Source organism: Amorphoplanes friuliensis DSM 7358, assembly GCF_000494755.1.
In the GTDB taxonomy this organism is placed as follows: Bacteria; Actinomycetota; Actinomycetes; order Mycobacteriales; family Micromonosporaceae; genus Actinoplanes; species Actinoplanes friuliensis.
The window spans coordinates 12206-38183 of sequence record NC_022657.1; the positions used below are offsets into that span (position 1 = coordinate 12206).

At 69.6% G+C, this 25978-nt stretch carries 27 protein-coding genes and 2 tRNA genes; 22 read left to right on the top strand and 7 right to left on the bottom strand.

From position 1 onward, the window contains the following. Nucleotides 1-115: 115 nt before the first annotated feature. From gyrA to AFR_RS00060, 5 genes are all read left to right on the top strand, one after another. Nucleotides 116-2629, top strand: coding sequence for a DNA gyrase subunit A (gene gyrA, locus AFR_RS00045; RefSeq protein ID WP_041840464.1), 2514 nt, complete (start codon nucleotides 116-118; stop codon nucleotides 2627-2629). 3 nt (nucleotides 2630-2632) lie between these two features. Continuing rightward, nucleotides 2633-3520: a DUF3566 domain-containing protein gene (locus AFR_RS00050; RefSeq protein WP_023357243.1), complete on the top strand. Its 888-nt coding sequence runs from the start codon at nucleotides 2633-2635 to the stop codon at nucleotides 3518-3520. A 98-nt stretch (nucleotides 3521-3618) separates the two neighbouring features. Then, nucleotides 3619-3695: transfer RNA gene (locus AFR_RS00055), tRNA-Ile, on the top strand. 39 nt (nucleotides 3696-3734) lie between these two features. After that, nucleotides 3735-3863, top strand: coding sequence for a DLW-39 family protein (locus AFR_RS47560; RefSeq protein ID WP_023357244.1), 129 nt, complete (start codon nucleotides 3735-3737; stop codon nucleotides 3861-3863). Nucleotides 3864-3873: 10 nt separating this feature from the next. Continuing rightward, nucleotides 3874-3946 (top strand) — tRNA-Ala (locus tag AFR_RS00060). A 63-nt stretch (nucleotides 3947-4009) separates the two neighbouring features. Here AFR_RS00060 and AFR_RS00065 read toward each other — a convergent pair. Both AFR_RS00065 and AFR_RS46605 read right to left on the bottom strand, forming a co-directional pair. Beyond that, nucleotides 4010-4498, bottom strand: a complete 489-nt coding sequence (locus AFR_RS00065; protein ID WP_023357245.1) for a GNAT family N-acetyltransferase — start codon at nucleotides 4496-4498, stop codon at nucleotides 4010-4012. A gap of 28 nt (nucleotides 4499-4526) precedes the next feature. Further along, nucleotides 4527-4673: a hypothetical protein gene (locus AFR_RS46605; RefSeq protein WP_158510499.1), complete on the bottom strand. Its 147-nt coding sequence runs from the start codon at nucleotides 4671-4673 to the stop codon at nucleotides 4527-4529. A 114-nt stretch (nucleotides 4674-4787) separates the two neighbouring features. Between AFR_RS46605 and AFR_RS00070 the strand changes: the two genes are divergently transcribed. From AFR_RS00070 to AFR_RS00080, 3 genes are all read left to right on the top strand, one after another. Beyond that, entirely contained in the window at nucleotides 4788-5324 is a 537-nt protein-coding gene (locus AFR_RS00070; protein ID WP_041840465.1) for a helix-turn-helix domain-containing protein, read from the top strand. A 107-nt stretch (nucleotides 5325-5431) separates the two neighbouring features. Further along, entirely contained in the window at nucleotides 5432-6715 is a 1284-nt protein-coding gene (locus AFR_RS00075) for a class I SAM-dependent methyltransferase (protein ID WP_023357247.1), read from the top strand. 146 nt (nucleotides 6716-6861) lie between these two features. Next, nucleotides 6862-7257, top strand: a complete 396-nt coding sequence (locus tag AFR_RS00080) for an NUDIX domain-containing protein (protein ID WP_041840467.1) — start codon at nucleotides 6862-6864, stop codon at nucleotides 7255-7257. A 33-nt stretch (nucleotides 7258-7290) separates the two neighbouring features. Here the strand turns inward: AFR_RS00080 and AFR_RS00085 are convergent, their stop codons facing one another. Then, on the bottom strand, nucleotides 7291-7710 hold the full coding sequence (locus AFR_RS00085) for a hypothetical protein (protein WP_023357249.1): 420 nt from the start codon (nucleotides 7708-7710) through the stop codon (nucleotides 7291-7293). A gap of 92 nt (nucleotides 7711-7802) precedes the next feature. On the opposite strand from AFR_RS00085, the gene AFR_RS00090 reads away from it, so the two are divergent. Further along, a complete protein-coding gene (locus AFR_RS00090) occupies nucleotides 7803-8351 on the top strand; it encodes a YbaK/EbsC family protein (RefSeq protein WP_041841615.1) in 549 nt (182 codons plus the stop codon). 104 nt (nucleotides 8352-8455) lie between these two features. After that, nucleotides 8456-8977, top strand: a complete 522-nt coding sequence (locus tag AFR_RS00095) for a GNAT family N-acetyltransferase (protein ID WP_023357251.1) — start codon at nucleotides 8456-8458, stop codon at nucleotides 8975-8977. Nucleotides 8978-8993: 16 nt separating this feature from the next. On the opposite strand, the gene AFR_RS00100 is transcribed toward AFR_RS00095, so the two are convergent. The 4 genes from AFR_RS00100 to AFR_RS00115 are packed head-to-tail and all read right to left on the bottom strand — an operon-like array spanning nucleotide 8994 to nucleotide 12246. Then, nucleotides 8994-9635, bottom strand: a complete 642-nt coding sequence (locus AFR_RS00100; RefSeq protein WP_023357252.1) for a DsbA family oxidoreductase — start codon at nucleotides 9633-9635, stop codon at nucleotides 8994-8996. Continuing rightward, nucleotides 9632-10057 carry a SufE family protein gene (locus tag AFR_RS00105; RefSeq protein WP_041840468.1) on the bottom strand — a complete coding sequence of 142 codons (426 nt, stop codon included), beginning with the start codon at nucleotides 10055-10057 and terminating at the stop codon, nucleotides 9632-9634. Before AFR_RS00105 ends, AFR_RS00100 begins: the two co-directional genes overlap by 4 nt. A gap of 24 nt (nucleotides 10058-10081) precedes the next feature. Beyond that, a complete protein-coding gene (locus AFR_RS00110; protein WP_041840469.1) occupies nucleotides 10082-10474 on the bottom strand; it encodes a CBS domain-containing protein in 393 nt (130 codons plus the stop codon). 38 nt (nucleotides 10475-10512) lie between these two features. Beyond that, nucleotides 10513-12246: a proline--tRNA ligase gene (locus AFR_RS00115; protein ID WP_041840470.1), complete on the bottom strand. Its 1734-nt coding sequence runs from the start codon at nucleotides 12244-12246 to the stop codon at nucleotides 10513-10515. 137 nt (nucleotides 12247-12383) lie between these two features. On the opposite strand from AFR_RS00115, the gene AFR_RS00120 reads away from it, so the two are divergent. The 12 genes from AFR_RS00120 (at nucleotide 12384) to AFR_RS00175 (ending at nucleotide 25977) form a co-directional block, all read left to right on the top strand. Further along, complete coding sequence (locus AFR_RS00120; protein ID WP_023357256.1) at nucleotides 12384-13157, top strand: SGNH/GDSL hydrolase family protein; 774 nt, start codon at nucleotides 12384-12386, stop codon at nucleotides 13155-13157. A gap of 5 nt (nucleotides 13158-13162) precedes the next feature. Beyond that, the gene (locus tag AFR_RS00125; protein ID WP_023357257.1) at nucleotides 13163-14062 is read left to right on the top strand and encodes a sulfurtransferase; all 900 of its coding nucleotides are present in this window, start codon (nucleotides 13163-13165) and stop codon (nucleotides 14060-14062) included. Between the two features lie 88 nt (nucleotides 14063-14150). Continuing rightward, on the top strand, nucleotides 14151-14723 hold the full coding sequence (locus AFR_RS00130) for an RNA polymerase sigma factor (protein WP_023357258.1): 573 nt from the start codon (nucleotides 14151-14153) through the stop codon (nucleotides 14721-14723). Further along, entirely contained in the window at nucleotides 14720-15559 is an 840-nt protein-coding gene (locus tag AFR_RS00135) for a zf-HC2 domain-containing protein (protein WP_084297864.1), read from the top strand. The genes AFR_RS00130 and AFR_RS00135 overlap by 4 nt, the downstream gene beginning before the upstream one ends. Beyond that, nucleotides 15556-16413, top strand: coding sequence for an ABC transporter ATP-binding protein (locus tag AFR_RS00140; protein ID WP_023357260.1), 858 nt, complete (start codon nucleotides 15556-15558; stop codon nucleotides 16411-16413). Before AFR_RS00135 ends, AFR_RS00140 begins: the two co-directional genes overlap by 4 nt. Continuing rightward, the gene (locus tag AFR_RS45735; RefSeq protein WP_023357261.1) at nucleotides 16410-17909 is read left to right on the top strand and encodes a hypothetical protein; all 1500 of its coding nucleotides are present in this window, start codon (nucleotides 16410-16412) and stop codon (nucleotides 17907-17909) included. Before AFR_RS00140 ends, AFR_RS45735 begins: the two co-directional genes overlap by 4 nt. Before the next feature lie 59 nt (nucleotides 17910-17968). Further along, nucleotides 17969-18562, top strand: coding sequence for a hypothetical protein (locus tag AFR_RS45740; protein WP_148307825.1), 594 nt, complete (start codon nucleotides 17969-17971; stop codon nucleotides 18560-18562). A gap of 11 nt (nucleotides 18563-18573) precedes the next feature. Further along, nucleotides 18574-19107 carry a VanZ family protein gene (locus tag AFR_RS45745; RefSeq protein WP_023357263.1) on the top strand — a complete coding sequence of 178 codons (534 nt, stop codon included), beginning with the start codon at nucleotides 18574-18576 and terminating at the stop codon, nucleotides 19105-19107. Between the two features lie 37 nt (nucleotides 19108-19144). Further along, complete coding sequence (locus AFR_RS00160) at nucleotides 19145-20905, top strand: HSP90 family protein (RefSeq protein WP_023357264.1); 1761 nt, start codon at nucleotides 19145-19147, stop codon at nucleotides 20903-20905. Further along, nucleotides 20902-23760, top strand: a complete 2859-nt coding sequence (locus AFR_RS00165; RefSeq protein WP_023357265.1) for a tetratricopeptide repeat protein — start codon at nucleotides 20902-20904, stop codon at nucleotides 23758-23760. The genes AFR_RS00160 and AFR_RS00165 overlap by 4 nt, the downstream gene beginning before the upstream one ends. Nucleotides 23761-23812: 52 nt before the next feature. After that, nucleotides 23813-24415, top strand: coding sequence for a TetR/AcrR family transcriptional regulator (locus tag AFR_RS00170; protein ID WP_023357266.1), 603 nt, complete (start codon nucleotides 23813-23815; stop codon nucleotides 24413-24415). 197 nt (nucleotides 24416-24612) lie between these two features. Continuing rightward, entirely contained in the window at nucleotides 24613-25977 is a 1365-nt protein-coding gene (locus tag AFR_RS00175) for an acetyl-CoA carboxylase biotin carboxylase subunit (protein WP_023357267.1), read from the top strand. Nucleotide 25978: the final 1 nt, after the last annotated feature.

The window sequence follows — 25978 nt, forward strand, 5'->3', positions numbered from 1 at the left end:
GACGCCGCTCACCTCGGGTTATGCACAGCGTTTCATCGCTTTCCACAGTGTTATCCACAGCGAAATGCGTAGCCTGACGCCGTTTGTCGGGTTTGAGAGCAAGTAAGGGTTAACTGTGACGGATACTCCCGAGACCCCCGCCGAGGAACCCCAGAACGAGCCCGTCGGCGGCGGAGTGAGCCAGCGCGTCGAGCCGGTCGGCCTCGAGGTCGAAATGCAGCGGTCGTACCTCGACTACGCCATGAGCGTGATCGTCGGCCGCGCCCTGCCCGACGTCCGCGACGGCCTCAAGCCGGTGCACCGCAAGATCCTCTACGCGATGTACGACGCCGGTTTCCGGCCCGACCGCGGCTACGTCAAGTGCGCTCGCGTCGTCGGTGACGTCATGGGCAACTACCACCCGCACGGCGACTCCTCGATCTACGACGCCCTCGTGCGGATGGGTCAGCCGTGGTCGCTGCGCTACCCGCTGATCGACGGCAACGGCAACTTCGGCTCCCCGGGTAACGACCCGCCGGCCGCCATGCGGTACACCGAGTCGAAGCTCTCCCCGCTCGCGATGGAGATGCTGCGTGACATCGACGAGGACACCGTCGACATGCAGGACAACTACGACGGCCGGGCCAAGGAGCCCACGATCCTGCCGGCGCGGTTCCCCAACCTGCTCGTCAACGGTTCCGAGGGCATCGCCGTCGGCATGGCCACCAAGATCCCGCCGCACAACCTGCGCGAGATCGCCGGCGCCGTCCAGTGGTACCTCGACAACCCGGAGGCCGACGAGGCCACCACCCTCGAAGCCACCCTGGAGATCGTCAAGGGGCCCGACTTCCCCACCCGCGGCCTGATCGTCGGCCAGCAGGCGATCCAGGACGCCTACCGCACCGGTCGTGGCTCGATCCGGATGCGCGCGGTCGTCGAGGTCGAGGAGGACGCCCGGGGCCGTCCGTGCCTCGTCGTCACCGAGCTGCCGTACCAGGTCAACCCCGACAACCTCGCCGAGCGGGTCGCGGAGCTGGTCAAGGAGGGCAAGCTCACCGGCATCGCCGACATCCGGGACGAGTCGTCCGGGCGTACGGGCATGCGGTTGATCCTGGTCCTGAAGCGTGACGCGGTCGCCAAGGTCGTGCTGAACAACCTCTACAAGCACACCCAGCTGCAGGAGACGTTCGGCGCCAACATGCTGGCGCTGGTCGACGGCGTGCCGCGCACGCTCAACCTCGCGCAGTTCATCCGGCACTACGTCGATCACCAGATCGAGGTCATCCGCCGGCGCACCGCCTACCGCCTGCGCAAGGCCGAGGAGCGCGCGCACATCCTGCGCGGCCTGGTCAAGGCGCTGGACATGCTCGACGAGGTGATCGCCCTGATCCGGCGCTCGCCCACGGTCGAGGACTCGCGCCAGGGCCTGATGCAGCTGCTCGACGTCGACGAGATCCAGGCCACCGCGATCCTCGACATGCAGCTGCGGCGCCTGGCGGCGCTGGAGCGGCAGAAGATCGTCGACGAGCTCGCCCGGATCGAGATCGAGATCGCCGACCTCAAGGACATCCTCGCGAAGCCGGAGCGGCAGCGGGCGATCGTCTCCGAGGAGCTGGCCGAGATCGTGGCCCGTTTCGGCGACGACCGGAAGACCCAGATCATCCCGTTCGACGGTGAGGTCTCCATGGAGGACCTCATCACGCGCGAGGACGTTGTGGTGACCATCACACGAACTGGTTACGCCAAGCGCACGAAGGTCGACCTCTACCGGTCGCAGAAGCGCGGCGGCAAGGGCGTGAGCGGCGCATCCTTGCGCCAGGACGACATCGTCAGCCACTTCTTCGTCATCTCGACCCACTCGTGGATCCTGTTCTTCACGAACAAGGGCCGGGTCTACCGCGCGAAGGCCTACGAGCTGCCCGAGGCCAACCGGGTGGCGAAGGGTCAGCACGTCGCCAACCTGCTCGCCTTCCTTCCCGACGAGCACATCGCCCAGGTCATCCAGATCCCGGATTACCAGGTCGAGCCCTACCTTGTGCTCGCCACGAAGAATGGCCTCGTGAAGAAGACCCGGCTCGAGGAATTTGACTCCAACCGCAGCGGTGGCATCATCGCCATCAACCTGCGGGAGGATGACGAGTTGGTGGGCGCGACGCTGGCCGCGCCGGAGAACGACCTGCTCCTGGTGTCGAAGAAGGCCCAGGCGATCCGCTTCAACGCCACTGACGAGGCGCTGCGGCCGATGGGACGGGCGACCTCCGGTGTGATCGGCATGCGCTTCGGTGAGGCCGACGAACTCCTCGCGATGGAGGTGGTTCGTGAGGGTCTGGACGTTTTGGTCGCCACCAACGGCGGGTATGCGAAACGGACGCCGATCGAGGAGTATCCGGTGCAGGGCCGGGGAGGCAAGGGCGTACTGACTGCCAAGATCACAGAGCGTCGTGGCGGGCTCGTCGGAGCGCTCGTGATCGACCCTGAGGATGAACTATTTGCCATCACCAGCAATGGTGGTGTCATCCGGACTCCCGTGAAGCCTGTACGGCGCACGCGGGATCGGAACACAATGGGGGTCAAGCTGATGGACCTCCCAGAAGGTGTAACCATCGTGGCGCTTGCTCGCAATGCCGACGAGCCTGACGAACAGGACTAGTTGATGCCGGAGACACAGGCGAAGTCGGGGGGCCCGGGATCCTCGGCAACTCCGGTCGAAGAGGAGCCGAAGAAGGACGGCACCGCTTCGTCCGGACGCGAGGCGGCCGGGCGTGCGGCGGTTCCCGCCGATGCCCCGTCCCAGCCGAAGTTCACCCGTGCGCCGGGCATGGCCCCGCCGCCGGGTGAGCCGCCCGCCGACAGTGACGGTCAGGCCGAGCAGAAGAGGCCGGCCGCCGGCCCCTCCGTGGCGAAGGGGTCCGCGACTGTGCCGATCGTCACGAAGGGCAAGAGTGGCGGGTCCGCCGCTCCGGGCCAGGGAGCGCAGTCCGGGCGTACGGGGGTCATGCCACCCCCGGCCAAGCCCGCAACCGCCCCTCAGCGTCCCGGAGAGGCTCCGAAACGGCCGTCCGGTGGTGCGGCAAGCGGCTCGGCCGCTGTCGGCGCCGCACGGGTCTCGGAGGCTGTCCGCTCCGCGCGCTCGACGGTCTCGTCGGCCGCGGCCCGCGGGCCGCGCCGTGCCCGGCTGAACCTCAAGCGGATCGACCCCTGGTCCGTCATGAAGTTCGCCTTCGCCGTCTCCGTCGTCCTGTTCATCGTCGTGGTGGTCGCCACGTCGGTGCTCTATCTCTCGCTGGACGCCATGGGCGTCTGGCAGGAGGTCAACACCAGCCTGCAGAGCCTCGTGAACGCGAGCGGCGGCACGGACGCGGCTGCTGCCGGCGGCACCGGCTTCCGCATCACGGCGTGGGGCGTCATCGGCACGTCGATGCTCATCGGCGCGGTCAACGTGGTGCTCTTCACCGCGCTGGCGACGCTGGGCGCGTTCATCTACAACGTCTGTGCCGACCTGGTCGGCGGCGTCGAGCTGACGCTCGCCGAGCGCGACTGACCTCGGTAAATCTTGGTTGCGGCCGCCGTGTCGGACACGGCGGCCGCCCCCAATTTGGGGGAGCGCAACGGGTACGGTAATCTTCGTGTCGCTGTCACGGGGCTATAGCTCAGTCGGTTAGAGCGCAGAGCTGATAACTCTGAGGTCGATGGTTCGATTCCATCTAGCCCCACCAAGCACGTCCTCCCGCCGCAGATGTAAAGGGGATCCAGCCATGCTGAAGAAGCTCCTGATCGTCGCGGGTCTCGTCGGCGCGACCGCCCTGGTCGTCAAGAAGGTCAAGGCCTCCAGCGACGAGCGCGCGCTCTGGCACGAGGCCACCACGGCTCCCGACCTGCGCTAGCCACCTACCGGGGGCCCTAGCTCAACTGGCAGAGCACCGCCTTTGCAAGGCGGGGGTTAGGGGTTCAAGTCCCCTGGGCTCCACAAGATCTGGTCTCAGCGACGGGCGAAGACAAAACCGCCCTCGACGTTCGGGGCAGGTCGCGGTCACCTCTCCTCGAGGTCACGGACATGGCGCAGGCCGGGCAGTCCGTTCAGGACCACCTCGCCGACCGCGACAAAACCCGTGCGGCGGAGCACACCCAGCGAACCGGCGTTGCCCAGGGTGGCCGAAGCTTCCAGCCGGTCCAGACCGTAGTCGTCACGGGCCAGGACCAGGATCTCCTGTACGCCGGCAGTCGCCAGCCCGCGCCCGGTGGCGTGCTCGGCAACCCGGAAGCCCAGCTCAGCCTGACCGTCGACGAGGTCGATCAGGTTGAAGCGGCCCAGCACGGCCCCGTTGTCGTCGACCATGACGTGGAACTGGATGACACCGCTGGCCTGTTCGGTGAGCAACGCGGCGTGACGCTCGGCAAAGGACACAAAGTAGTCGTCCCCGCGATCGGGGATCGAGCGGGCGAAAAAGGCTCTGTTCTCGCGTTCGAAGCGCAGCAGCTCATCCGCGTGGCGCTCGTCGAGGCGCTCGAGTCTGGTCACCCCGCGACCCTAGATGCCGGGCGCTCCATCACATGCCGAGGGCGCTGGACGGTGGCAATTTGTTCTGGTCGTTGTCTTTCCCGCACTGGGAGCACTGCTGGAACAGCTGGCCGTCCTCGGTGGAACGGCGGACCCACTTGTGCCGGCCCAGCCGGCACCTCCACGGCTTGGCCATGTGCTGGACGGTACGCCGAATCGAAGATCCACGGTGCGCTGTGACGGTGAAAGAGTCAATGGCCGTTCGGTTGTTGCGAGACGGATGGGCTGACGCCAATATTCACCTGTGGCGATGCGCAATCGAGAATTACTGACGACCGGCGAGGCCGCGGTGCTGCTGCGCTCGTCGCGGGCGCACGTGGTCGACCTCTGCCTGCGGGGGCTGCTGCCGTACGTCACGATGAACCAGCAGCGGCGCATCCGCCGCTGCGACGTCGAGGCGTTGATCCAGCCCGGGATGACCCGTGAGCAGCTCGAGACTTTGTGGCTGCACCGTGCGGTGGCCGGGCGGTTCGTCCGCGACCCCCGCGCCGTGATGGCCGCGGCGGCGATCAACCTGCGCCGGCTGCGACGGATGCACCCGGAGGGCCGGTCCTGGGACTGGCTCGACCGGTGGGACGCCGTGCTCGACCAGGGACCCGAGGCGGTGCTCGACGCGCTGACCTCGTCGGCGGCCTACGCGGTCGAGCTCCGGGGGACCTCACCCTTCGCGGGCATCCTCGCGGAAGAGGAACGCGAGAAGGTCCTGGCGGCATTCGTGGAGAGTCGTCACGATCAGGCCCGTCCGATGCGGCCTGAGAAGTTCGAGCGGGTGCTGCGCAGCGTTTGAGGAGTTGTGCATCACAAACTTATAGAAGGCGCTTATGCATCAGCCGTTGCCGGGTGGATAGTTAGCCCGACTAAGTATTCGGTGCGGGAACCCCTCGGGAGGTTCTGATGCCTTCTTCCACCGCCACACAGCTGCGTGGCCTGCTGGAAAACCTTCTCCAATCACCCCTGCCCGTACGCCTGCAGGCGTGGGACGGCTCCGAGGCGGGACCGGCCGACGCGCCGCTCCTCATCCTCCGCAACCGCCGTGCGCTGCGCAGACTGATGTGGCAGCCCAACGAACTCGGCCTGGCCCGGGCGTACGTCTCAGGCGACCTTGATGTGGAGGGTGACCTCTACGAGGCGCTCGAGCGGCTCGCAGCGCTGATCTTCCGCGGCGCGGACGCTCGGGGTCTCCCGATGCGCGCGGTCGCCGGGGACCTTCTCAAGGTCGGTGTTTTCGGCCTGCTCGGTCCCCAGCCGAAACCGCCGCCGGAAGAGATCGCCATGCGGGGCAGCCGCCACACCCGTCACCGCGACCGGCAGGCGATCAGCCACCACTACGACGTGGGGAACGACTTCTACCGGATCGTGCTCGGCGAGAGCATGGTCTACTCCTGCGCCTACTGGACGTTGCCCGGGGACAGCGGATACGGCCTCGCCGACGCTCAACGCGACAAGCTCGACCTGATCTGCCGGAAGCTCGAACTGAAACCGGGCATGCGGCTGCTCGACGTCGGCTGCGGCTGGGGCAGCCTCGCCCTGCACGCGGCCCGCGAATACGGCGTCGACGTCGTCGGCATCACCCTCTCGACCGAACAGGCCGACTACGCCCGCAAGCAGATCGCCGAAGCCGGCCTGACCGCGCACGTGGAGATCCGGATCCAGGACTACCGGGACCTGGACGACGGCCCCTTCGACGCCATCTCCAGCGTCGGGATGGCCGAACACGTCGGCACAGCGCCCTACGCGGAATATGCGGCGATCCTGTTTCGGCAGCTCAAAGCAGGCGGACGCCTCCTGAACCACCAGATCGCTGCCATCCACCCGGCACCGCGGACCGCCGAACGGTCCTTCATCGACGCCTACGTCTTCCCGGACGGGGAGCTGGCGCCACTCGGCACGACCGTGTCGCTGCTGGAGGACGCCGGCTTCGAGGTCCGCGACGTGCAGACACTGCGCGAGCACTACGCCCGGACACTCCGGGCCTGGGTCACCAACCTCGAATCGGAATGGTCGACGGCGGTCGGCCTGACCAGCGCCGGCCGGGCACGGGTGTGGCGGCTCTACATGGCGGCCTCCGCGCTGGCCTTCGAACACGGGCGCATCGGTGTCAACCAGATCCTGGCCGTCAAGGACCACCGCGACGGGACCAGCGACATGCCTGCCACCCGCGCCGGCTGGCTCGCCTGAAGTGTGTGCAACGAGTCACCAATTCCTGGCACTGGCCGGGTGAACTGGGCACCTGTGAGACCGGAGGTCATCCGTGCACCTTTTGTCGACGTCGCAGTCGGTTCCCCGTGACCATATGGCCACGGTCTGACAGTTAGCCTTCACTCGTGAGTGGACGGAAACGAGCCGCGGCCATCATCGTGCGGGACGGCCGGGTACTGATGGTGCACGAGCGGAGCCTGCGCGACGGCAACCGCGAGTGGTGGACGCTGCCCGGCGGCGGCATCGACCCCGGCGAGACCCCGGAAGACGCGGTCCGCCGGGAGGTGCTGGAAGAGGTCGGCCTGGTGGTGAAGGAGGCGCGCTACCTGCTGGACACCCCGTACCCGTCGGGCATGACGTCGATCTTCGCGGTCACGGTCGCGGACGGCGAGCCGCAGCTGGGCCCGCATGTCGACGGGCCGCTGCCGGTCGGCCTGGACTGGGTCCCGCTGCCGGCGGTCCACCCGGACGGCCCCGGCGTCCCGATCCCCCCGATGATCGTCGCGCTGCCCCTGGACTAGATCACGCCTGGTGGGGCGCGAAGTGGGCCGGGGTCAGGCGGTTTCAGCGGGGACCGTGGCTGGATCGGGGGCCGGGGTGGAGATCGTGCGGCGGCGCTCGCGGACGAAGTAGATGCAGCTCACGGCGTACCCGAAGGTGAGCATGACGCCGACGGCTCGGACCATTGTCGGGGCCACGGCCAGGGTGGTGACGATCAGCGCGCCCGCCGCCCAGCTGGCGAGGAGGACCGTGTTGGCGGTGTCCTCGGCGGCCCAGCCGCCGAGCGAGCGGCGGCGGGCCTGCCGCCGGATCTCGGTCAGGAGCGCGTGGCCCATGCCGACCGCGAGCATGCCGAGCAGGATCGTGGCGAAGATCGAATGGGTGCCGCCGGCCACGGCCGCGACGGCCGTTCCACCGGCGAGCAGAGCGAGACCGCTGACGGTCCCGACCCGCGCACTGCGTCTCTCCTCCACATCAACTGACAGTCGGCAAGATCGCGCCCGGTCTGAGGAACGGGGTGACCTGACTGGTTAGCGGCGGCCGTGCGGGGGAGGATTACGGCGTGATCGGAACCCTGAAGCTCGAACCCGCGATCTCCCGCCTCGACCTGCTCGGCGCGCCCGTCGCGGCCGCGCTCGAGGTCTGGCCCGCCGAAGCGCCCATCGACGGCGACCAGATCCTGGTCGCCCCGATCGACGCCGGCCTGGCCGACACCGCGGCCTTCTGCGATGCGTACGGCGTGAGCCTCGCCGAGTCGGCCAACTGTGTCATCGTGGCCGGTCGCCGCGGTGAGGTCACCAGGTACGCGGCCTGCGTCGTCCTCGCGACAACCCGCGCCGATGTGAACGGTGTGGTGCGCAAGCTGCTGGACGCGCGCAAGGCGAGCTTCGCGCCGATGGACGACGCGGTGCAGCTGACGGGGATGGAGTACGGCGGCATCACCCCGATCGGCCTGCCGAAGTCCTGGCCGGTGCTGGTCGACTCGCGCGTGGTGGCCATGCCGCACGTGATCATCGGATCCGGGGTTCGGCACAGCAAGATCGCGATCGCCGGGCCGGCGCTGGGGGCGCTGCCTGGGGCAGAGGTGATCGAAGGGCTGGCCCGCGAAGCCTGACGGCAGGTGCGTGCGCCGCCGAGGGTCTGTTCCTCCACTGGGCGGGCTAGTGGCCGCGGCTAAATGTGTGGACTGATTCGGTTGGGGCTGGTTGCGTCTAGGCCGTGAATTCCATCAGGCCGACACGACACAGCGATCTGGTTGTCCTTCAGCAGATCGAGCTGGCCGCCGGGGCGCTCTTCCGGGATGTAGGCATGCCTGACATCGCCGACAACCCCCTTCCCACCATCGAGGCGCTCGCGGCGTTTCAGGAGGCTGATCGCAGCTGGGTCACCGTTGACGACGACGATCAGCCAATCGCGTTTGTGCTGGTGATGATCGTTGACGGGCTTGCGCACGTCGAGCAGGTCAGTGTCTCGCCGGCGTATGCGCGGCAGGGACTCGGGCGACGGCTGATCGATCACGTGGATGCCTGGGCCGTGGAGCAGGGCATGGCCGCGTTGACCTTGACGACCTTCCGCGGCGTGCCGTGGAACGGGCCGTACTACCAGCGGATCGGGTTTGTCACGCTGGCGGCGGAGGAGCGCGGGCCGGAGCTGACACAGCTGATGGTCCAGGAGGCGGCGCACGGGCTGGATCCCGCAGAGCGGATCGCTATGCGGCGACCCACTCGGCTTCATCGATGACGTTTCACGTGGAACATCATCGAGGAGCGTCGACGGCCTCGCGTCGCGCGATCTCGTCCAGGGCCGAGCGGAGGACGGCCGTCTCCTGGGCGCCCTGGATGGCGAACTTCCGGTCGACCACGAAGGTCGGGACGCTGGTGATGCCGAGCTCGCGGGCTTCGGCCAGGTCGGCGTTGACCGCGTCGGTGCCCGCCGGGGTCGCCAGATAGGCGAGGGCGGCCTGCTCGTCGAGACCGATGGAGCCGGCCAGCCGGGCGAGCTCGGTGTGGGATCCGAGGTCGACGCCGTCCGCGAAGTGCGCTCGCTGCAGGGCCTCGATCATGCTGAGCTGGAGGTCCTGGGTGGCGGCCCAGGCGATCAGGCGGTGGGCGTCGAAGGTGTTGGCCGCGATCGCCCGGTCGTAGTCGAGGACGAGGCCGTCGCCTGCCGCAACCGTGGTGACGTGGTCGAACATTTCGTTGACGCGGTCCGGGCCGCCGACCTTGGCCGCCATGGCCAGCTTGATCGGCAGGGCCTGCGGGACCGGGGACGGGTCCAGCTGGTAGGCCCGGAAGGTCATCGTGACGTCGCTGCCGAAGCCCTGGAGTGCAGCTTCCAGGCGGCGCTTGCCGAGGTAGCACCACGGGCAGACGACGTCCGACCAGACCTCGATGTTCATGACTGCTCGCGGATCTGGCGCTTGAGGCGTCCGAGGATCGCCGTGCCGCCGCGGATCCGCAGCGGGCTGATCGCCGTCGCCAGGCCCATCCGGTTGTAGAGGTCGTCCGGCACGGCCAGGATCTCGTCGGCTGTCGCACCCTCGAGACCCTCCGCGAGGATGCCGGCGAAGGCGCGCGTTGTCGGCGCTTCCGGCGGGCAGTCGAAGTAGGTGCGGACGGTCCTGTCGGGCTGCACCTCCGCACGCAGGAAGAACTGCGTTTGGCACTCCGGGACCTGTTCCATGCCCTCGTGGCCTCGGAGAGCCTCGGGCAAGGGCTGCACGGCGTCGGAGAACTCCAGCATCATCTCCAGCACGACCTCGCGCGGTGCGGAGGCGAACTCGTCGACGATCTCGGCCAGCTTGGGAGGCATGTCGCTCACGGTTGTGACCCTACGTCGACTTGGTCAGGCCGGGGCCGAGGTCGGCACGAGGGCCACGTCACTCAGGCTGAGGATGCCGACCAGGTTGCGGTCGGCGTCGCACACCAGCAGGCGGCGGACCTCGCGGTCACGCATGGCCTGGACGGCCTCTTCCACTGTGGCCGACTGCTCGATCATGATCAGCTCACGGGACGCGATCGAGGCGAGGGTGGTCGTCCGGGGTGGCAGTCCTTCGGCGAGGGCGCGGACGACGATGTCGCGGTCGGTCACCAGCCCGGCGAGGGTGGGACCGTTGGTGATCACGATGTCGCCGATGGCCTGGTCGCGCATCGCCTGGGCGGCCTCGTCCAGCATGGTGTCGCCCGACAGGTAGACCACCCGCCGGGTCATCACGTCAGCGACCGCAGTTCTCGCCATGGTGACCTCCCGCCTCTTCCGCACCCGTTATCGGCCCGTTACCCGGCGACTTCGGTCATTACACGTGGGACGTCCGAGAGGGGGACATCACGCCGTTCACCCGTACGCCGGTCTCGGACCTCGGCAATGCCCTCGGCCAGGCGGCGGCCGACAACGACGATGCGGCGAATGCCGAGGAGTTCGGCGTCGGTGAACTTCACTCCGGCCGACAGCTGCGGGCGGTCGTCGACCAGCACCCGCAGACCCTGCTCGACCAGCGTTGCGGCCAGGGCGAGAGCGGCGTCGACCTGGCCGTCCTTGCCGGCCGCGATCACCTGCACGTCGGCGGGCGCCACCTCGTCCGGCCAGAGCAGACCGCGCTCGTCGTGGTGCTGTTCGGCGATCGAGGCGACGGCGCGCGAGACACCGATGCCGTAACAGCCCATGGTCGGGCGTACGGGCTTGCCGTCGGCGCCGAGCACGTCGACCTTGAAGACGTCGGTGTACCGCCGGCCGAGCTGGAAGATGTGGGCGATCTCGATGCCGCGCCGGATGGTCAGCTGTCCCGTGCCGCACGCCGGGCACGGGTCGCCGGCACGCACCTCCGCGGCCTCGATCGTCCCGTCGGGGGTGAAGTCGCGGCCCGCGACGACCGAGGTGGCGTGCCGGCCGGGCTGGTTTGCCCCGGTGAGCCAGGCGGTGCCGGTCGCCACTCGCGGGTCGGCCAGGTAGCGGATCTTGAGGTCCTGCGGGCCGATGTAGCCCTTGACCAGGTCGGGATGAGCCGCGAAGTCGTCGAACATGGTGACGGTGGCCGGGCTGAGCGCTGCCTCCAGGCGTTTCAGGTCGACCTCGCGGTCACCGGGCAGGCCGATCGCCAGCACCTCGTCCTCGCGGCCGGGGTGGTGCACGGTGACAACGACGTTCTTCAGGGTGTCGGCGGCGGTCCAGTCCGTGCGGCCTTCCAGAGCCCGATCGTTGGCCAGGTCGACCAGCGAGGCGATGGTCGGGGTGTCCGGGGTGTCGTGGACCGTCAGCGCGGCCTGCTCCCGGGCGGCAACCATGGGAACAGGCGTGACGACCGCCTCGGTATTGGCCGCGTAGTCGCAGGCGGTGCACCCGACAAAGGTGTCCTCGCCCACGTCCGCGCTCGCCAGGAACTCCTCGGACGCGGAGCCGCCCATCGCGCCGGACATGGCGGAGACGATCGTGTGCTCCAGGCCGAGCCGGTCGAAGATGCGCTGGTAGGCGGCGCGATGCCGGTCGTAGGCCTCGGCCAGGCCGGCGTCGGAGAGGTCGAACGAGTAGGCGTCCTTCATCAGGAACTCGCGACCGCGGAGCAGCCCGGCCCGGGGACGCGCCTCGTCGCGGAACTTCGTCTGGATCTGGAACAGGGTCAGCGGGAAATCCCGGTAGGAACTTGTCATGTCCTGCACGAGCAGCGTGAACATCTCCTCGTGCGTCGGCGCCAGCAGGAACTCGGCACCGCGCCTGTCCTTCAGCGTGAAGATGTCGTCGCCGTACTCGGTCCAGCGGCCACTCACGTCGTACGGATCGCGGGGTAGGAGGGCCGGGAACGCGACCTCCTGGCCACCGATCGCGGACATCTCCTCCCGGATGATCCGGCTCACCCGGTCGAGGACGAGCTTGCCGAGCGGGAGCCACGCGTATCCGCCCGGTGCCGCGCGCCGGATGTAACCGGCCCGGAGCAGCAGCCGATGGCTCGGCACCTCCGCGTCGGCCGGATCCTCGCGCAGGGTCCTGAGCAGCATCGTGGACATTCGCAACAGCATGCTCCGCAGCCTAGGGACCCCCTCCGACAGAAACATCCGGTTATCCCGGTGTCGCCAGCGTCACCCTGCCCTCCTGGCCCCGGCGGTGGCAGGCTGACGTTGAACCTGCAAGTGAGGGAGCGTTAAGGGAGGTGGCCATGACCTGGACCAACTTCGTGGCGATGGGGGACAGCTTCACCGAGGGCATGAACGACGCCTACCCGGACGGCACCTACCGCGGGTGGGCAGACCTGGTCGCGGCCCGCCTGGCCGTCGAGGCCGGCCCGCATTTCGGGTACGCCAACCTGGCCGTACGCGGAAAGCTCCTGGACGAGGTGCTCACCGAGCAGCTCGAGCCGGCGCTGGCGATGCAGCCGAGCCTGGTGAGCTTCGCGGCGGGCGGCAACGACGTGCTGCGCCGCAAGGTCGACCCCTTCGGTCTCGTGCACAGGATCGACGCGGCCATCGCACAACTGCGGGCCGCCGGCGCCGACGTCATCCTCTTCCGCTTCGCCGACGTGACCTCCCACCTGCCCGGTCAGCGCATCGTCGGACCGCGCGCGGCCGCCCTCAACGACGGCACCCGTCAGCTGGCCGACCGGCACGGCGCCATCCTCATCGACCTCTTCGCCGACGACGCCTTCCACCACCCGCTGCTCTGGAGCGACGATCGCCTGCACCTGTCGCCGGCCGGGCATTGCCGTGTCGCTGCTCACGTTCTGAACGCGCTCGGTGTCGGGGTCGCCGAGGACTGGATGCTGGTGCCGCCAGAGCCCGCGCCGACCCCCTGGCTGCTGGCCCGCGGCGCCGACCTGCGCTGGGCCGGTCTGCACCTCGCGCCCTGGATCAAGCGGCGGATCGTCGGCGACTCCTCGGGTCATCTGGTGACGGCGAAGCGTCCCGAGCTCGGCCCCATCGACGCGATAGCGTGAGAGACATGTCAGTTGAGAACGACCCGGCGCCGTCACTGCAGGCGTACGCCCATCCCGACAAGCTGGTCACCACCGAGTGGCTCGCCGCGCATCTCGACACCCCCGGTCTGGTGGTCGTCGAGTCGGACGAGGACGTTCTGCTCTACGAGAGCGGTCACATCCCCGGCGCGGTGAAGGTCGACTGGCACCTCGAGCTGAACGATCAGCTCACCCGCGACTACCTGGACCCCGAGGGCTTCGCCGCCCTGTGCGAGGCCAAGGGCATCGGCCGCGACGACACGATCGTCTTCTACGGCGACAACTTCAACTGGTGGGCGGCGTACGCGCTCTGGGTCTTCAGTCTTTTCGGGCACCGCGACGTGCGCCTGCTCGACGGCGGCCGGCAGAAGTGGGCCGCCGAGGGCCGCGAGCTGACCCGCGACCGCACCGAGCGCCCGAAGGCGAGTTACCCGGTGCCGGTCCGCGAGGACGGTCAGATCCGTGCCTTCCGCGACCAGGTCATGGGTCACATCGCCAGTGGCCGGCCGCTGGTCGACGTGCGGTCGCCGCAGGAATACACCGGTGAGCTGACGCACATGGCGGCCTACCCGCAGGAGGGTGCGCTGCGGGGTGGGCACATCCCCGGCGCGGTCAGCAAGCCGTGGAAGTCGGCCGCCAACGAGGACGGCACGTTCAAGCCGGCCGACGAGCTGACGAAGATCTACCGCGACGAGCTCGGGCTCGAGACCGGCGACGACGTCATCGCCTACTGCCGGATCGGCGAGCGGTCGAGCCACACCTGGTTCGTCCTGCAGCACCTGCTCGGCTATCCGCAGGTCCGCAACTACGACGGCTCCTGGACCGAGTGGGGCAACCTCGTCCGGGCGCCGATCGCCAAGGGTTCGGAGCCCGGCGGGCTCTCCTGATCTCTGCTTTTCCAGGTGCCGTCCGGCGATTGCCGGACGGCACCTTCGTCTATGAACCATCCGGCCCACCGTCCGCGATAGTCCTTGTGTGCGGCGGAAGAAGACACCACGAGCAGAGCCGGTCACCGAGCTCAGCAGCGACCATGAGCTGCTGCGCGCCGTGGCCGGTGAGCAGCTCGAGGCGCTCAAGCTGCTGCACCAGCGGCACGCGCCCTGGCTGAAGGCCCGGCTGACCCGCCGCTGCGCCGACCCCGACGTCGTCGACGCCGCGATCCAGGACACGTTCCTCGCCGTCTGGCGCGATGCCCACCGTTACCGCGACGTCGGAGCAGACCCGGCGGGCTGGATCTGGACCATCGCGATGCGTCGTCTTGTCTCCACGCTGCGCGGTCCGGCCAATCGCTGGCTGGGCGGGGGCCTGATCCCCGACAAGGACGCGACCACTCCGTCCGCCGAAGACCTGGTCCTGCTCCGGGTCGAGCACGGTGATCTCGGGGCCGCGCTCGACCGGCTCTCACCCGAGCTGCGTGCAGTCATCCAGGCGACAGCCGTCGACGGATTGACGGTCAAGGAGGCGGCGCGCCTGCTCGGCGTACCGGAGGGCACGGCGAAGACCCGGCTGATGCGGGCCCGGGCACGGCTGCGGGAGCTGCTGGCATGACGACGCGAGGAGAAGCGATGGCCTGGCACGTGGATGCGGAGCTGCTGGAGGCGTACGACTCGGGTGGGCTCGACCCCAGCCGGGTCATGGCGGTCGATGCTCACCTGCAGGCGTGCGCGCGCTGCCGCGGGGTCGTGCCGCTCGACATGGTCTGGCTCGACCGCAGCTGGACGGTGATCTACGAGTCGATCCACACCCCGCAGCCGAGCCGCATCGAGCGGACGGCCGAGCGGCTCGGACTGCCCGGCCACCGGCTCCGGCTGCTCACGGCGACACCCGCGTTGCGCTGGTCCTGGCTGGTGGCGACGGCGGCCGTGCTCGCGTTTGCCGTGATCGCGGCCTACGCCGACGAGGGTGGCACGACCCAGCTGCTGTTCCTGACGTTCGCACCGATCCTGCCGGTTCTGGCGGTCGCCACCGCCTACGGGCCACCCGTCGACCCGATGCACGAGGTCACGGCGACCACGCCGGCTGCCGGGCCCACGCTGGTGTTGTGGCGTGCCACCGCGGTTGTCGGGGTCTCGATGGCCATGGGCGTCGTCGCGGCTCTGCTGCTTCCCGGTCCGGGCTGGCTCGCCGCCGCCTGGCTGCTCCCGGCGTTCCTGCTCTGCGTGAGCAGCCTCGCCCTGGCCACGGTCCTGGCGTTGCCGTTAGCCGCCGGAGTGCTGGGCGTGATCTGGCTGACGGCGATCGGAGCCGTCGCCGGCACCGGCGGTGCGGTGCAGTCCGCCGTCTTCGGCCCGGTGACACAGACCGGATATCTGTTGGCCGCGACCGCGGCCGTCGCCGTCCTGATCCGGCGGCGTCGCCGCCTCGACCCTGGAGAGACGCGATGACCACGGTACGCATCACCGGCCTCGGCAAGCGGTACGCCGCGACCACCGCACTGGACGACCTCAGTCTCGAGATCGGCACCGGAGTCACCGGCCTGCTCGGGCCCAACGGCGCCGGTAAGTCGACGCTGCTCCGGTGCCTCGCCACGGCGCTCGCACCCGACACCGGCCGCATCGAGGCGTTCGGTCTCGACCCGGCCGTTGCGATCCAGCGGACCGAGCTGCGCCGCCGTCTCGGATATCTGCCGCAAAATCCGGGCCTCTATCCGAACTTCACCGCGGCGGCGCTGCTCGATTACGTGGCCGTGCTCAAGGAGATCGTCGACGGCCCGCAGCGCCGCGCGGAGGTTCGCCGGGTGCTGGAGGAGGTGGGTCTGACCGACCGCGCGAAGACCAGGGTCCGCAAGCTCTCGGGCGGCATGCGGCAGCGGCTCGGCCTGGCCCAGGCGCTGCTCGGCGACCCGAGTCTGCTGATCCTGGACGAGCCGACAGTGGGTCTCGACCCGGAGCAGCGGATGGGGTTCCGAGCCCTGATCTCCCGGCTCGGTGAAACCCGGACGGTGCTGTTGTCGACCCATCAGACCGAGGACGTCGGCGCCCTGTGCGAACGCGTCGTGGTGATGCGTCGCGGCAGTGCGATCTTCGACGGCACACCACGCGCACTGTCCGGCCTGGCTCAGGGGCAGGTCTGGCTCTCCACGGAGCCCCCGCCGGCCCACCAGATGTACTGGCGGACCTCCGACGGTGACTACCGCACGCTGGGGCCTCAGCCACCGCAGGCCGAGGCGGCCAAGCCGTCCCTCGAGGACGGTTACCTGATGCTGCTCGGTCCCGAGGTCGCGGCGGCAGCCCGATGACGATGACCCTGACACCGGTGCCACCGGCCACACCGACGGCGCACCGGCAGGCAGCCGCGGCCCTGGCCCGGGCCGAGATCCGGATGTTCCTTCGCAGCCCGGCCCTCGGGGCAGGCGTCGCGATCACGGCGGGACTGTGCACCACCTGGGGCTGGACGGCCGAGCCGACCTGGGACATGTTCACCACCAACGCCGGCATGGCCGCACTGGTGCTGACGGGTGTCGTGTGGTTGCTCGCCCACCTCGCCGCCTCGCGGGACCATCGGCACGGCGCCAAGGAGGCGTCCTCGACGCTGCCCGCCACACCCGAACGCCGCACACTGGCCTTGCTGGCGCTGGTGCCGACCGCCGGGGTGATCGGCCTGGTGACCTTCGGGATCGAGTTGATCGCTCTGCTTCCGTCGTGGCCGGCCGGCCTGTTCGACCCGTGGAATGCGCTCGTCACGGTCGTGCTGCCGATGATCGGCGCAGCAGTTGGCGTCGCCGTCGGGCGGTGGCTGCCGGCGACGGCCGCCGGACCGTTGTCGCTGTTCGCCGGTACGGCTGTGCTGGCGATGATGCCGGTCTTCGGACATGCCGCCGATGCCCTGACCTGGTTGCTCTTTCCCGTGGTGCTGGTCGAGAGCTCTGCGCCCGGACTGCCCCGGCCGACGGGATGGCACTTCCTCTACCTGTTCGCCCTGGTGGTGTTGGCGGTGGCCGGTGCCCTGCTGCGCCATCGGCGCGCGGTTCCGGCGCTCGTTGTGATCCTGGCGCTGGTGCCGGGGACGATTGCGGTGCAGCGGCAGGTGGACGGCCGGCTTCCTGCCGGTCCAGCCACCGAGGCAGCTGTTGCGGCATTGCTGGCTCCGGCGGCACAGCGCTGCGAGCGGCACGGGCGAGTCAGCTACTGCCCGCTGCGCGGGTACGACGGCTGGGTGCCGCACTGGCGTGAAGCGATCGAGCCTGTTGTCCGTGCCGTCCCGGCGGCCGCCGGTGAGTTGCCCGAGGTGCGACAGGGTGAAGGAACAGCGACCAGTGCCTCGGTGGGTCTGCGTTGGTCACGGCGCGGCGGGTGGGCGGAGGACAGCCGGATCGGCCTGCGGCAGGAGTACGTCCGGGCGCTCATGGGGTTGCCGGACCGGGAGTCGGGCGTCCTGCCCGAGCAGAATGGTGGAACTTCGCCAGCCGGCGAAGAGACGCTCGGACGGGGCCCTCAGTGCTCGGGGGCGGGGCAATTGCGGACCGTGGTGGCGCTCTATCTGGTCGCCCAGGCCGCCCCGGACGGCAGCTGGCTGCTCGGTGGTGACGACCGCGTGGAGATCGGCCAGATGCAGTTCGGTGCACCGGAGCGTGCAGCCGCTGCCCAGTTGCTCGATGTGCCGCCGCAGCAGGTCACAGCATGGCTCTCCGACAACTGGGCCGCGGTCCGGTCGCCGGTGGCGGCGCGGGCACTGCCGTTCGGCATCGCTGATCTCCCAGGATCGACCGGTGGTGGTGAGGCGGCGTGTCCGTGACGGTTCTCGGGCGGCAGGCCCTCCTATTGATCAGGCCGTTGGCGCGGGCGGTGCCGTGGGTGCCGCTTGTCGCCGCGACGGGTCTGTCCGTGGCCGCGATGCTGCCGGCGACGTTCGGCGCGGCCGCCCCGGATGCACAGATCTGGGCCCTCCGGATCGCCGCCGTCCTCCTGGGGGCCGGTGCCAGCTTTGCGCTGGTCGATCTGATGGCACCGCTGACGATGACCCCGGCCCCCCGCTGGCTGCAGCAGTGGCTGAGAACGGCGATCGCGGTGGTCCCGGCGACCGTCGTGTGGCTGACGCTGTATCTGCTGGCCAACGCCTCGACTCCGGTTGCGCTGCCGTTCCGGGAGCTGGCGACCGAGGCAGCCGTCTGCTTCCTCGGTGGCCTCGTCGCGGCTGCGGTGGCGGCACGGGTGGGTCACTCCGCGACCACCGCACTGGCCGGGCCCGCCGTTCAGGGCACCATGCTGCTGGCGACCCTCTTTCTCACCGGCAAGTATTCGCCGTGGCCGCTGCCGGAGAGCAGGCACTGGTCGGGCGTCCACGAATACTGGCTGTGGGCATTGCCCATCCTGGTTTCGGTGCTGTTCGCGGCGAACCGCGAAGTGTGGCCGCTGCGCAGGGCCGGACCGGTTGCTCCGAAAGCCTAGATTCGCCAGGCATGGGGGCGGCATGGCGGGACCACAGCACGACGATCCTCATCGCGCTGGTGGTGCTGCCGATCGGCGGTGCGGTGGTCTACCTGTGGCGACGCCGGACTGTGAGCTCGCGCGAGGCGGTCGCGGAGATCGGGTTCTTCGCGATCACCCTGCCGTTCCTCGGCATGCTGTTCACGCCGCAGCCCTCACCACGGTCGATCGATCTTGTCCCGCTGCACGACCTGCCGTCGTGGTTCTCGGGTGATCCGGGAACGGCGCTCGCACAGATCGTCGGCAACCTCCTGGTGCTCGCCGGCTTCGGTTTCCTGCCGGTCCGCTTTGCCGTTCTTGCCTCGCTGCCGCGGATCCTCGCGCTCGCCGTCAGCTCCGCCGTTCTCATCGAGACCTTGCAATGGGTGCTGGCGATCGGACGGGTCTCCAGCATCGACGACGTGCTGATCAACACCATCGGCGCCGTGCTCGCCGCCGCTCTGACCCGGCCGTGGTGGGCCGCGGGGAGAGCGGCCCCAAAACGTCGGAGCCTCCCTGTAGCGTGAGCGACCTCAACGCCGACGGGGAGGGCGAGAAACCTACGTGAGCAACACCTTCCAGGTCGATCTTCGGGGCATCGTCGACCTGCTCAGCCACCATCTCTACGCGAGCCCGCGGGTCTACGTGCGCGAGCTGCTGCAGAACGCCGTGGATGCGATCACCGCGGTGCAGCACGACGAGCAGGCCACCGCCGGACACGTCAGCATCGAGTCGTCGGACACGACCGGCGACGGCAGCCTGCGCATCGCCGACAACGGGATCGGTCTCACCGAGGAGCAGGTTCACGAGCTGCTGGCCACGATCGGGCGCAGCTCCAAGCGTGACGAGCTCGGCTTCGCCCGGCACGAGTTCCTCGGCCAGTTCGGCATCGGGCTGCTCTCCTGCTTCCTCGTCGCCGACGAGATCCGCGTGCACACCCGCCGCGCCGGCTCGCCGGCCGTGCTGTGGACCGGTTACGCGGACGGCCGCTATGACGTGAAGCCCGGCCCGGAGCGCGAGCCCGGCACCTCCGTCACGCTGGTGCCCCGCCGCGGCGCCGAGATGTTCCTGGTCGGTGCGACCGTCAACCAGCTCGCCACCCTCTACGGCTCGCTGCTGCCCGTCGAGGTCACCGTCGACGGTGCGAAGGTCACCGCCGGCGAGGTCCCCTGGGCCGCGGGACGCCGGGCCTCCATCGCCTACGCGGAGCAGACCCTCGGCTTCACCCCGTTCGACGTCATCGAGCTGAACGTGCCCGAGGCCGGACTGACCGGCGCGGCCTACGTGCTGCCGACGCCGGTCAACCCGGCCACGCGCGGCGGTCACCGCGTCTACCTCAAGCGGATGCTGCTCGCCGAGGCCGTCGAAGGTCTGCTGCCCGAGTGGGCGTTCTTCGCGCGGTGTGTCGTCGACAGCACCGAGCTGCGGCCGACCGCCAGCCGTGAGGCGCTCTACGACGACAGCCTGCTCGAGGCCACCCGTGAGGCCATCGCCGATCAGCTCCGGGGCTGGCTGGTCCGGCTGTCGTCCTCCGACCCGCGCCGGCTCGCCGAGTTCCTGCGCATCCACCACCTCGGTGTGAAGGCGCTCGCCCTGCACGACGACGAGATGCTGCGCCTGGTCGAGCAGTGGTGGCCGATGGAGACCAACACCGGTCAGACCACCCTCGCCGAGTTCCGGGCCCGTCACGGCCTCCTTCGGTACGCCGCCACGACCGACGAGTTCCGGCAGCTCGCAGCGGTTGCGGCGGCGCAGGACATCGGGCTGATCAACGGCGGCTACACGTACGACGCGGAGATCATCGAGCGGCTGCCGCAGCTGGACCGGGAGATCAAGGTCGAGCGGCTGGAGCCCACCGATCTTGCGACCCGTTTCGAGGCGCTGGACGCGGCCACCGAGCTGCGGTTGCGGCCGTTCCTGTCGGCGGCGCAGCGCAGGCTCGACCGGCTGGGCTGCGAGGTTGTCGTGCGCACCTTCGAGCCGGCCAACCTGTCGGCTCTCTACCTGGTCAGCCGGGCGGCGCACTTCCACGAGGAGTTCACCGCCACCCGCGAAAAGGCCGACGACCTGTGGGGTGGCGTGCTGGACGCGCTGGCCGACACCGAGGCGCCCGAGCGCCCCCAGCTGGTGCTCAACCACCGCAACCCGCTGGTGCGCCGGGTGACCGCCCTGGGCGATCCCGATCTGACCGCGCTCGCCGTCGAGGCGCTCTACGGCCAGGCGCTGCTGCTGGGATATCACCCGATCAGGCCCGCGGACGCGGCGCTGCTCAACACGTCGTTCCTCGGCCTGCTGGGCCGGGCCGTCCCGGGGGAGGACCGGTGAGCAAGTCCAGCGAAGAGCTGTGGGGGCTGCTCCGCGAGGCTCACCGGATGCCGTACGGCGCCGCGCAGATCGCCCTGGTCGAGCAGGTCATGCGGCATGCGGACGCGCTCGGTGACCGGGAGCTCGGCTATCAGGCACGCATCCTCGCGACCACCGCTTACACGTACGGCGGTGAGGTCGCGAAGTCGTTCGTGACGTTCTCCTGGTGTCTGAGCGACTTCGACCGGAACCCAGCGCCGTTCCACGCCCGCAGTCAGCACACGCTGTTCTGGCACTTCAAATACATGGTGTCGGCGCTGACGAAGTTCCCGGAGGTGCCGCTCGCCCGCACTCACGCGGTGCTCGACGACATGGAGCGCCGGTACCGCGAGGCGGGCCACAGCCTGCAGGCCGTGCACAAGCACCGGTATGTGGTGGCCAACCACGTCGGGCTCGAGGACGAGGCCGACGCGCTCTACGAGCGGTGGAACACCACGCCCCGCGACGATCTCTCCGACTGCGCGGGCTGCGACCCGTCGTCGCAGGTTACCTACCTGTCGCAGCGGGGACGGGACGAGGAGGCGGTCGCACTCGCCGAGCCGGTGCTGGCCGGTCAGCTCACCTGCAACGAGCAGCCGCAGACGATCCTTCGTGGACTGATGGTGCCCTATCTCCGGACGGGCCGGCTGGACCAGGCCGCGGACGCGCACCGACGGTCCTACCGGTTGATGCGCGGCAACCTCGCCGACCTGTGGGACATCGGCGACCACATCGCGTTCTGCGCCCGCACCGGCAACGAGCACCGCGGCCTGGAAATCCTCCAGCGCCACATCGACTGGCTCGAACGCGCGCCCTCACCGGCTGCGGGCATGAACTTCGCAGCATCCTCAGCACTCCTGCTGCGCCGGCTGGCAGCCCTCGGCCACGGCGACACGGTCGTGCACCGCCGCGAAAAGGGCGACATCACCGCCGCGGCGCTGGGCGACGAGCTCGCGACCTACGCGACTGAGCTGGCGCTGCGCTTCGACGCCCGCAACGGCACGACAACCCAGAGCCGGCAGATCGCGGACGAGATCTCCGCCGAACCGTTCGACGTGGTGCTCCCGCTCTCCCCGTCCACGCGCCGCCGGCCGAACGCCGAGCCCCGGCCCAGGCCGGTGGAGCCGGTCGACGTCCCGGCCGACGCCGACGCGGACACCCTCCTCGACCTCGCCGAAGAGCACGAGAACGCCGACCGCGAAGACGCAACGGACGCAATCCTCGCCATCTACGACGCCCGCTTCGGCACCCCCACCCCGCCCGCTGCGGACCTCGAGGGCTTGGGGACGGTCGAGGCCATTCGGCAGGCTCGGCGGGCGATGCTGCTCGGCGGGCAGCTGTGGCGGGCTGACGATCAGGAGGGCACGGCCGCGGCCTGGCGGCGGGCGATCGACCTGTTCATCGCGGCCGGCAGTGAGATCGACGCCTCGGTGGCGCGGGGGCGGCTCGGGGTGTCGATGGCGTTGGCCGGTCGGCCCGAGGAGGGCCGGAAACTGGTCGAGCCGGACACCGCGTACCAGCAGGAACACGGTGATGCTCGGAAGCGGGCGGCCGCCTGGTCACGGCTTTCACTGATCAACCTCGTCGAGGATCGGCCCGAGGAGGCCAACGAGGCGCACGACAAGGCGGAGCAGGCTGCGGTCGAGACGGGTGATGCCCGGCTCATGGCGTTCTATCTGGCGCGGCGGGCGTCGAACAGGGCGGCGGCCGGTCGTAACGAGGAGGCTCTCGAAGCGGCGACCGAGGCCCGCGCCTACTTCCTGGAGCACGGCTCGGCTGAACGGCTGGCCGACGCGTCGGTGCTGTTCGGGCAGCTCACCCAGGATGCGGAAGCGGCGGTGGCCGCGTTCGGGGAGGTGCTGGCGGCCGGAAATCCCGAAAGTGCGCTGACTGCCCGGCTCGGTCGTGGCCGTGCACTGGTTCACCTGGAACGGTTCGAGGAAGCCGTCGATGACCTGGTCGAGGCCGTCGCGCTCTGCGCCGAGCAAGATCTCGACGAGGGTGGTGCCTTTGTCCGGCAGGAGCTGGCGGACGCCTACCGGCAGGCGGGCCGGATCGTGGAGGCCGCCGAGGTCGGTGAGGAGGCCCTCGCCGGTCTGGAACGTCTCGGGCACGACGAGGCTGCCGACAACACGCGGTTCCTGCTGGCCGGTCTCTATCGGGAGCTCGGTGACAACACCGGTTCGCTGGCGTTCTACGAGACGTTGGTCGAGCGGCTGGGTGACAACCCGGCCGGTCGGGGGCAGATCCGGGAAAACGGCGGTGACCTGCTCTTCCGGCTGGACCGTGATGCCGTGGCGGCCGAGTGGTTCGGTGCCGGCGCCGAAGATCTGCGGGTTGCGGGAGATCCGGTGGGCGAGCTGCGGCTGCTGCGGCGGCGGGTGATGGCGCTGCACTGGGCCGATGATGTGCCCGCTGCCGAGGAGACCTTTCAGCAGGCCGACCGTAAGCACGCCGGCATGACGGCCGAGGCTGCTCAGCAGCCGGACGCTGTCTGGGAGCGGGCGATGCTCGGGTTCGAGATGAGCCGGTTGCTGCTGGCGCGCGGGCGAGCCGCCGAGGCTGTGCCGTATGTCACCGGTATGCCGGAGCGACTGCGGACGATCGGTGCCCGGAGTGAGGCCGAGCAGGTCTCGGCGATGCTCGGGGAGGCGCTGCTGCGGTCCGACCGCCCGCAGGAGGCCGAGGACCTGCTGTGGCCCGTGCTCGGCGAGATGGCTCAGGACGCGCCGTCGCGTCAGGTCACGGCCCGTGTGCTGGCCGAGGCGCTGGAGGCTCGGGGCGCGGATGAGCAGGCAGCGAGGCTGCGAAGGACAGAAGGTGTGGAGGAGGAGTAATCGACTGAACGCCCGTTAAGGCGCGGGCTTGACAGCGGGTTAGAGTGACGAGGTGACGGTAGATCAGCAGCAGCGTCCGGGCCCGCCGGCCCCCCGTCGGCGCTCGCGCCGGGACGAGATCCTCGAGATCGCGGTCGGCCTCTTCGCCGCCCGCGGCTATCACGGTGTGTCGATGGACGACATCGGCTCCGCCGCCGGTGTGACCGGACCGGCGCTCTATCACCACTTCGCCGGTAAAGAGGCCATGCTCGTGGCCGCGCTCATCCCCGTCAGCGAGGGCCTGCTGCACGGTGGCAAGGAGCGCGTGGAACGCCACCCCGACGACGCGCAGGCCGCGCTGACCGACCTGATCGAGTTCCACGTCGAGTTTGCGCTGGCCAACCCCGCGGTCATCGCCCTGCACCTGCACGAGCTCGACCGGCTGCCCGAGGAGCCGAAGAGGCAGATCCGCCGACTGCAGCGTCTGTACGTGGAGGAGTGGGTGGGCGTGCTGGCCATGCTGCGCCCCGAGCTCGAGGCGGGCGAGGCCCGCGTCCTGGCGCACTCCGCGTTCGGCCTCATGAACTCGACGCCCTTCCTGGGCGGCGAGGTCGACCGCCGCCGCCGGGCAGTCCTGCTCCGCGAGGCCACGGTCCACGCCCTCATCGGCCGCTGACCCTCCGAAACAAACCCGCCGAACTCCAGAGCGCAGCCGCCGAACTCCCGGAAAGCGGCACCGAACTCCAGAGCAAGGACCCCGGAAAGCTGCGCCGGACCCCGAAGCGCAGCCGCTGAACCCGGGAACGCGACCGCCGACCCCGGAACGCGGCCGCTGAACCTCGAAGTGCAGGCAGTACGAGTGGGAAGGTCGAAATGATCGAGTCGCTGCTCATCGCCAACCGGGGCGAGATCGCCCGCCGGATCATCCGGACCGCCAAGCGGCTCGGGATCCGGTCGATCGCGGTGTACTCCGAGGCCGATGCCGGCCTGCCGTTCGTGGCCGAGGCCGACGAAGCGGTCTGTGTGGGCCCGGCGAACCCGGCGCTGAGCTACCGCAACACCGAGGCGATCCTCGACGCCGCGAAGTCGAGCGGTGCGCAGGCCATTCACCCCGGGTACGGCTTCCTGAGCGAGAACGCCGACTTCGCCCGTACCGTCGAGGCTGCCGGGCTGGTGTGGGTCGGACCCGCCGCCGAGGCGATCACGGCGATGGGCGACAAGATCAATGCTCGGAATCTGATGGCGGAGGCCGGCGTGCCGGTCGCGCCCGGCACGCACGACCCGGCGGCGACGGTCGAGGCGGCGATCGAGGCTGCCGCGACCATCGGTTATCCGGTGATGGTCAAGGCCGCCGCCGGTGGTGGTGGCATGGGCATGGCCGTGGCGGACGACGAGGACGGGCTGCGCGCCGAGTACGACAAGGTCCGCGCGTTCGCCGAGCGGATGTTCGGTGACGGTTCGGTGCTGATCGAGCGGTACTTCCCGCGGGTGCGCCACGTCGAGGTGCAGATCCTCGGTCTGGCCGACGGCCGGGTGATCGCATTGAGCGAGCGGGAGTGCTCGGTGCAGCGCCGCAACCAGAAGCTGGTCGAGGAGGCGCCGTCACCGGCCGTGGGCCCTGAGCTGCGGGAACGTTTCCTGGCGGCGGCGGTCAAGGCCGGTGAGGCGGTCGGCTACCGCAACGCGGGCACCGTCGAGTGTCTGCTGGATCCGGCGACCGGCGAGTTCTTCTTCCTGGAGATGAACACCCGGTTGCAGGTCGAGCATCCGATCACCGAGCTGATCCACGGGATCGATCTGGTCGAGGAGCAGCTGCGGATCGCGTCCGGCGAGGCGCCGACGTTTGATCCCGCCACGATCCACCCGACCACCGGGCACGCGATCGAGCTGCGGATCAATGCCGAGGATCCGAAGCGATTCATGCCGGGTCCCGGGGTGGTGACGACCTGGGTCGAGCCGAGGGGTGAGGGCGTCCGGGTCGACTCCGGGTACGCCCCGGACACGACCGTCACGCCGTTCTACGACTCGCTGATGGCGAAGTTGATCATCACGGGTGCGGACCGGGCGGAGGCGATCGCGCGGGCGCGTACGGCGGTGGCCGGTTTTGAGATCGTCGGCCCCAAGAACAATCTGCCGTTCTTCACCGAGTTGCTGGAGAACGCCGAGTTCCTGTCCGGTGACTACGACACCGGCATCGTCGGACGCATGCGAGAGAAGCCCAAGAAGCCGAAGGCGTGAT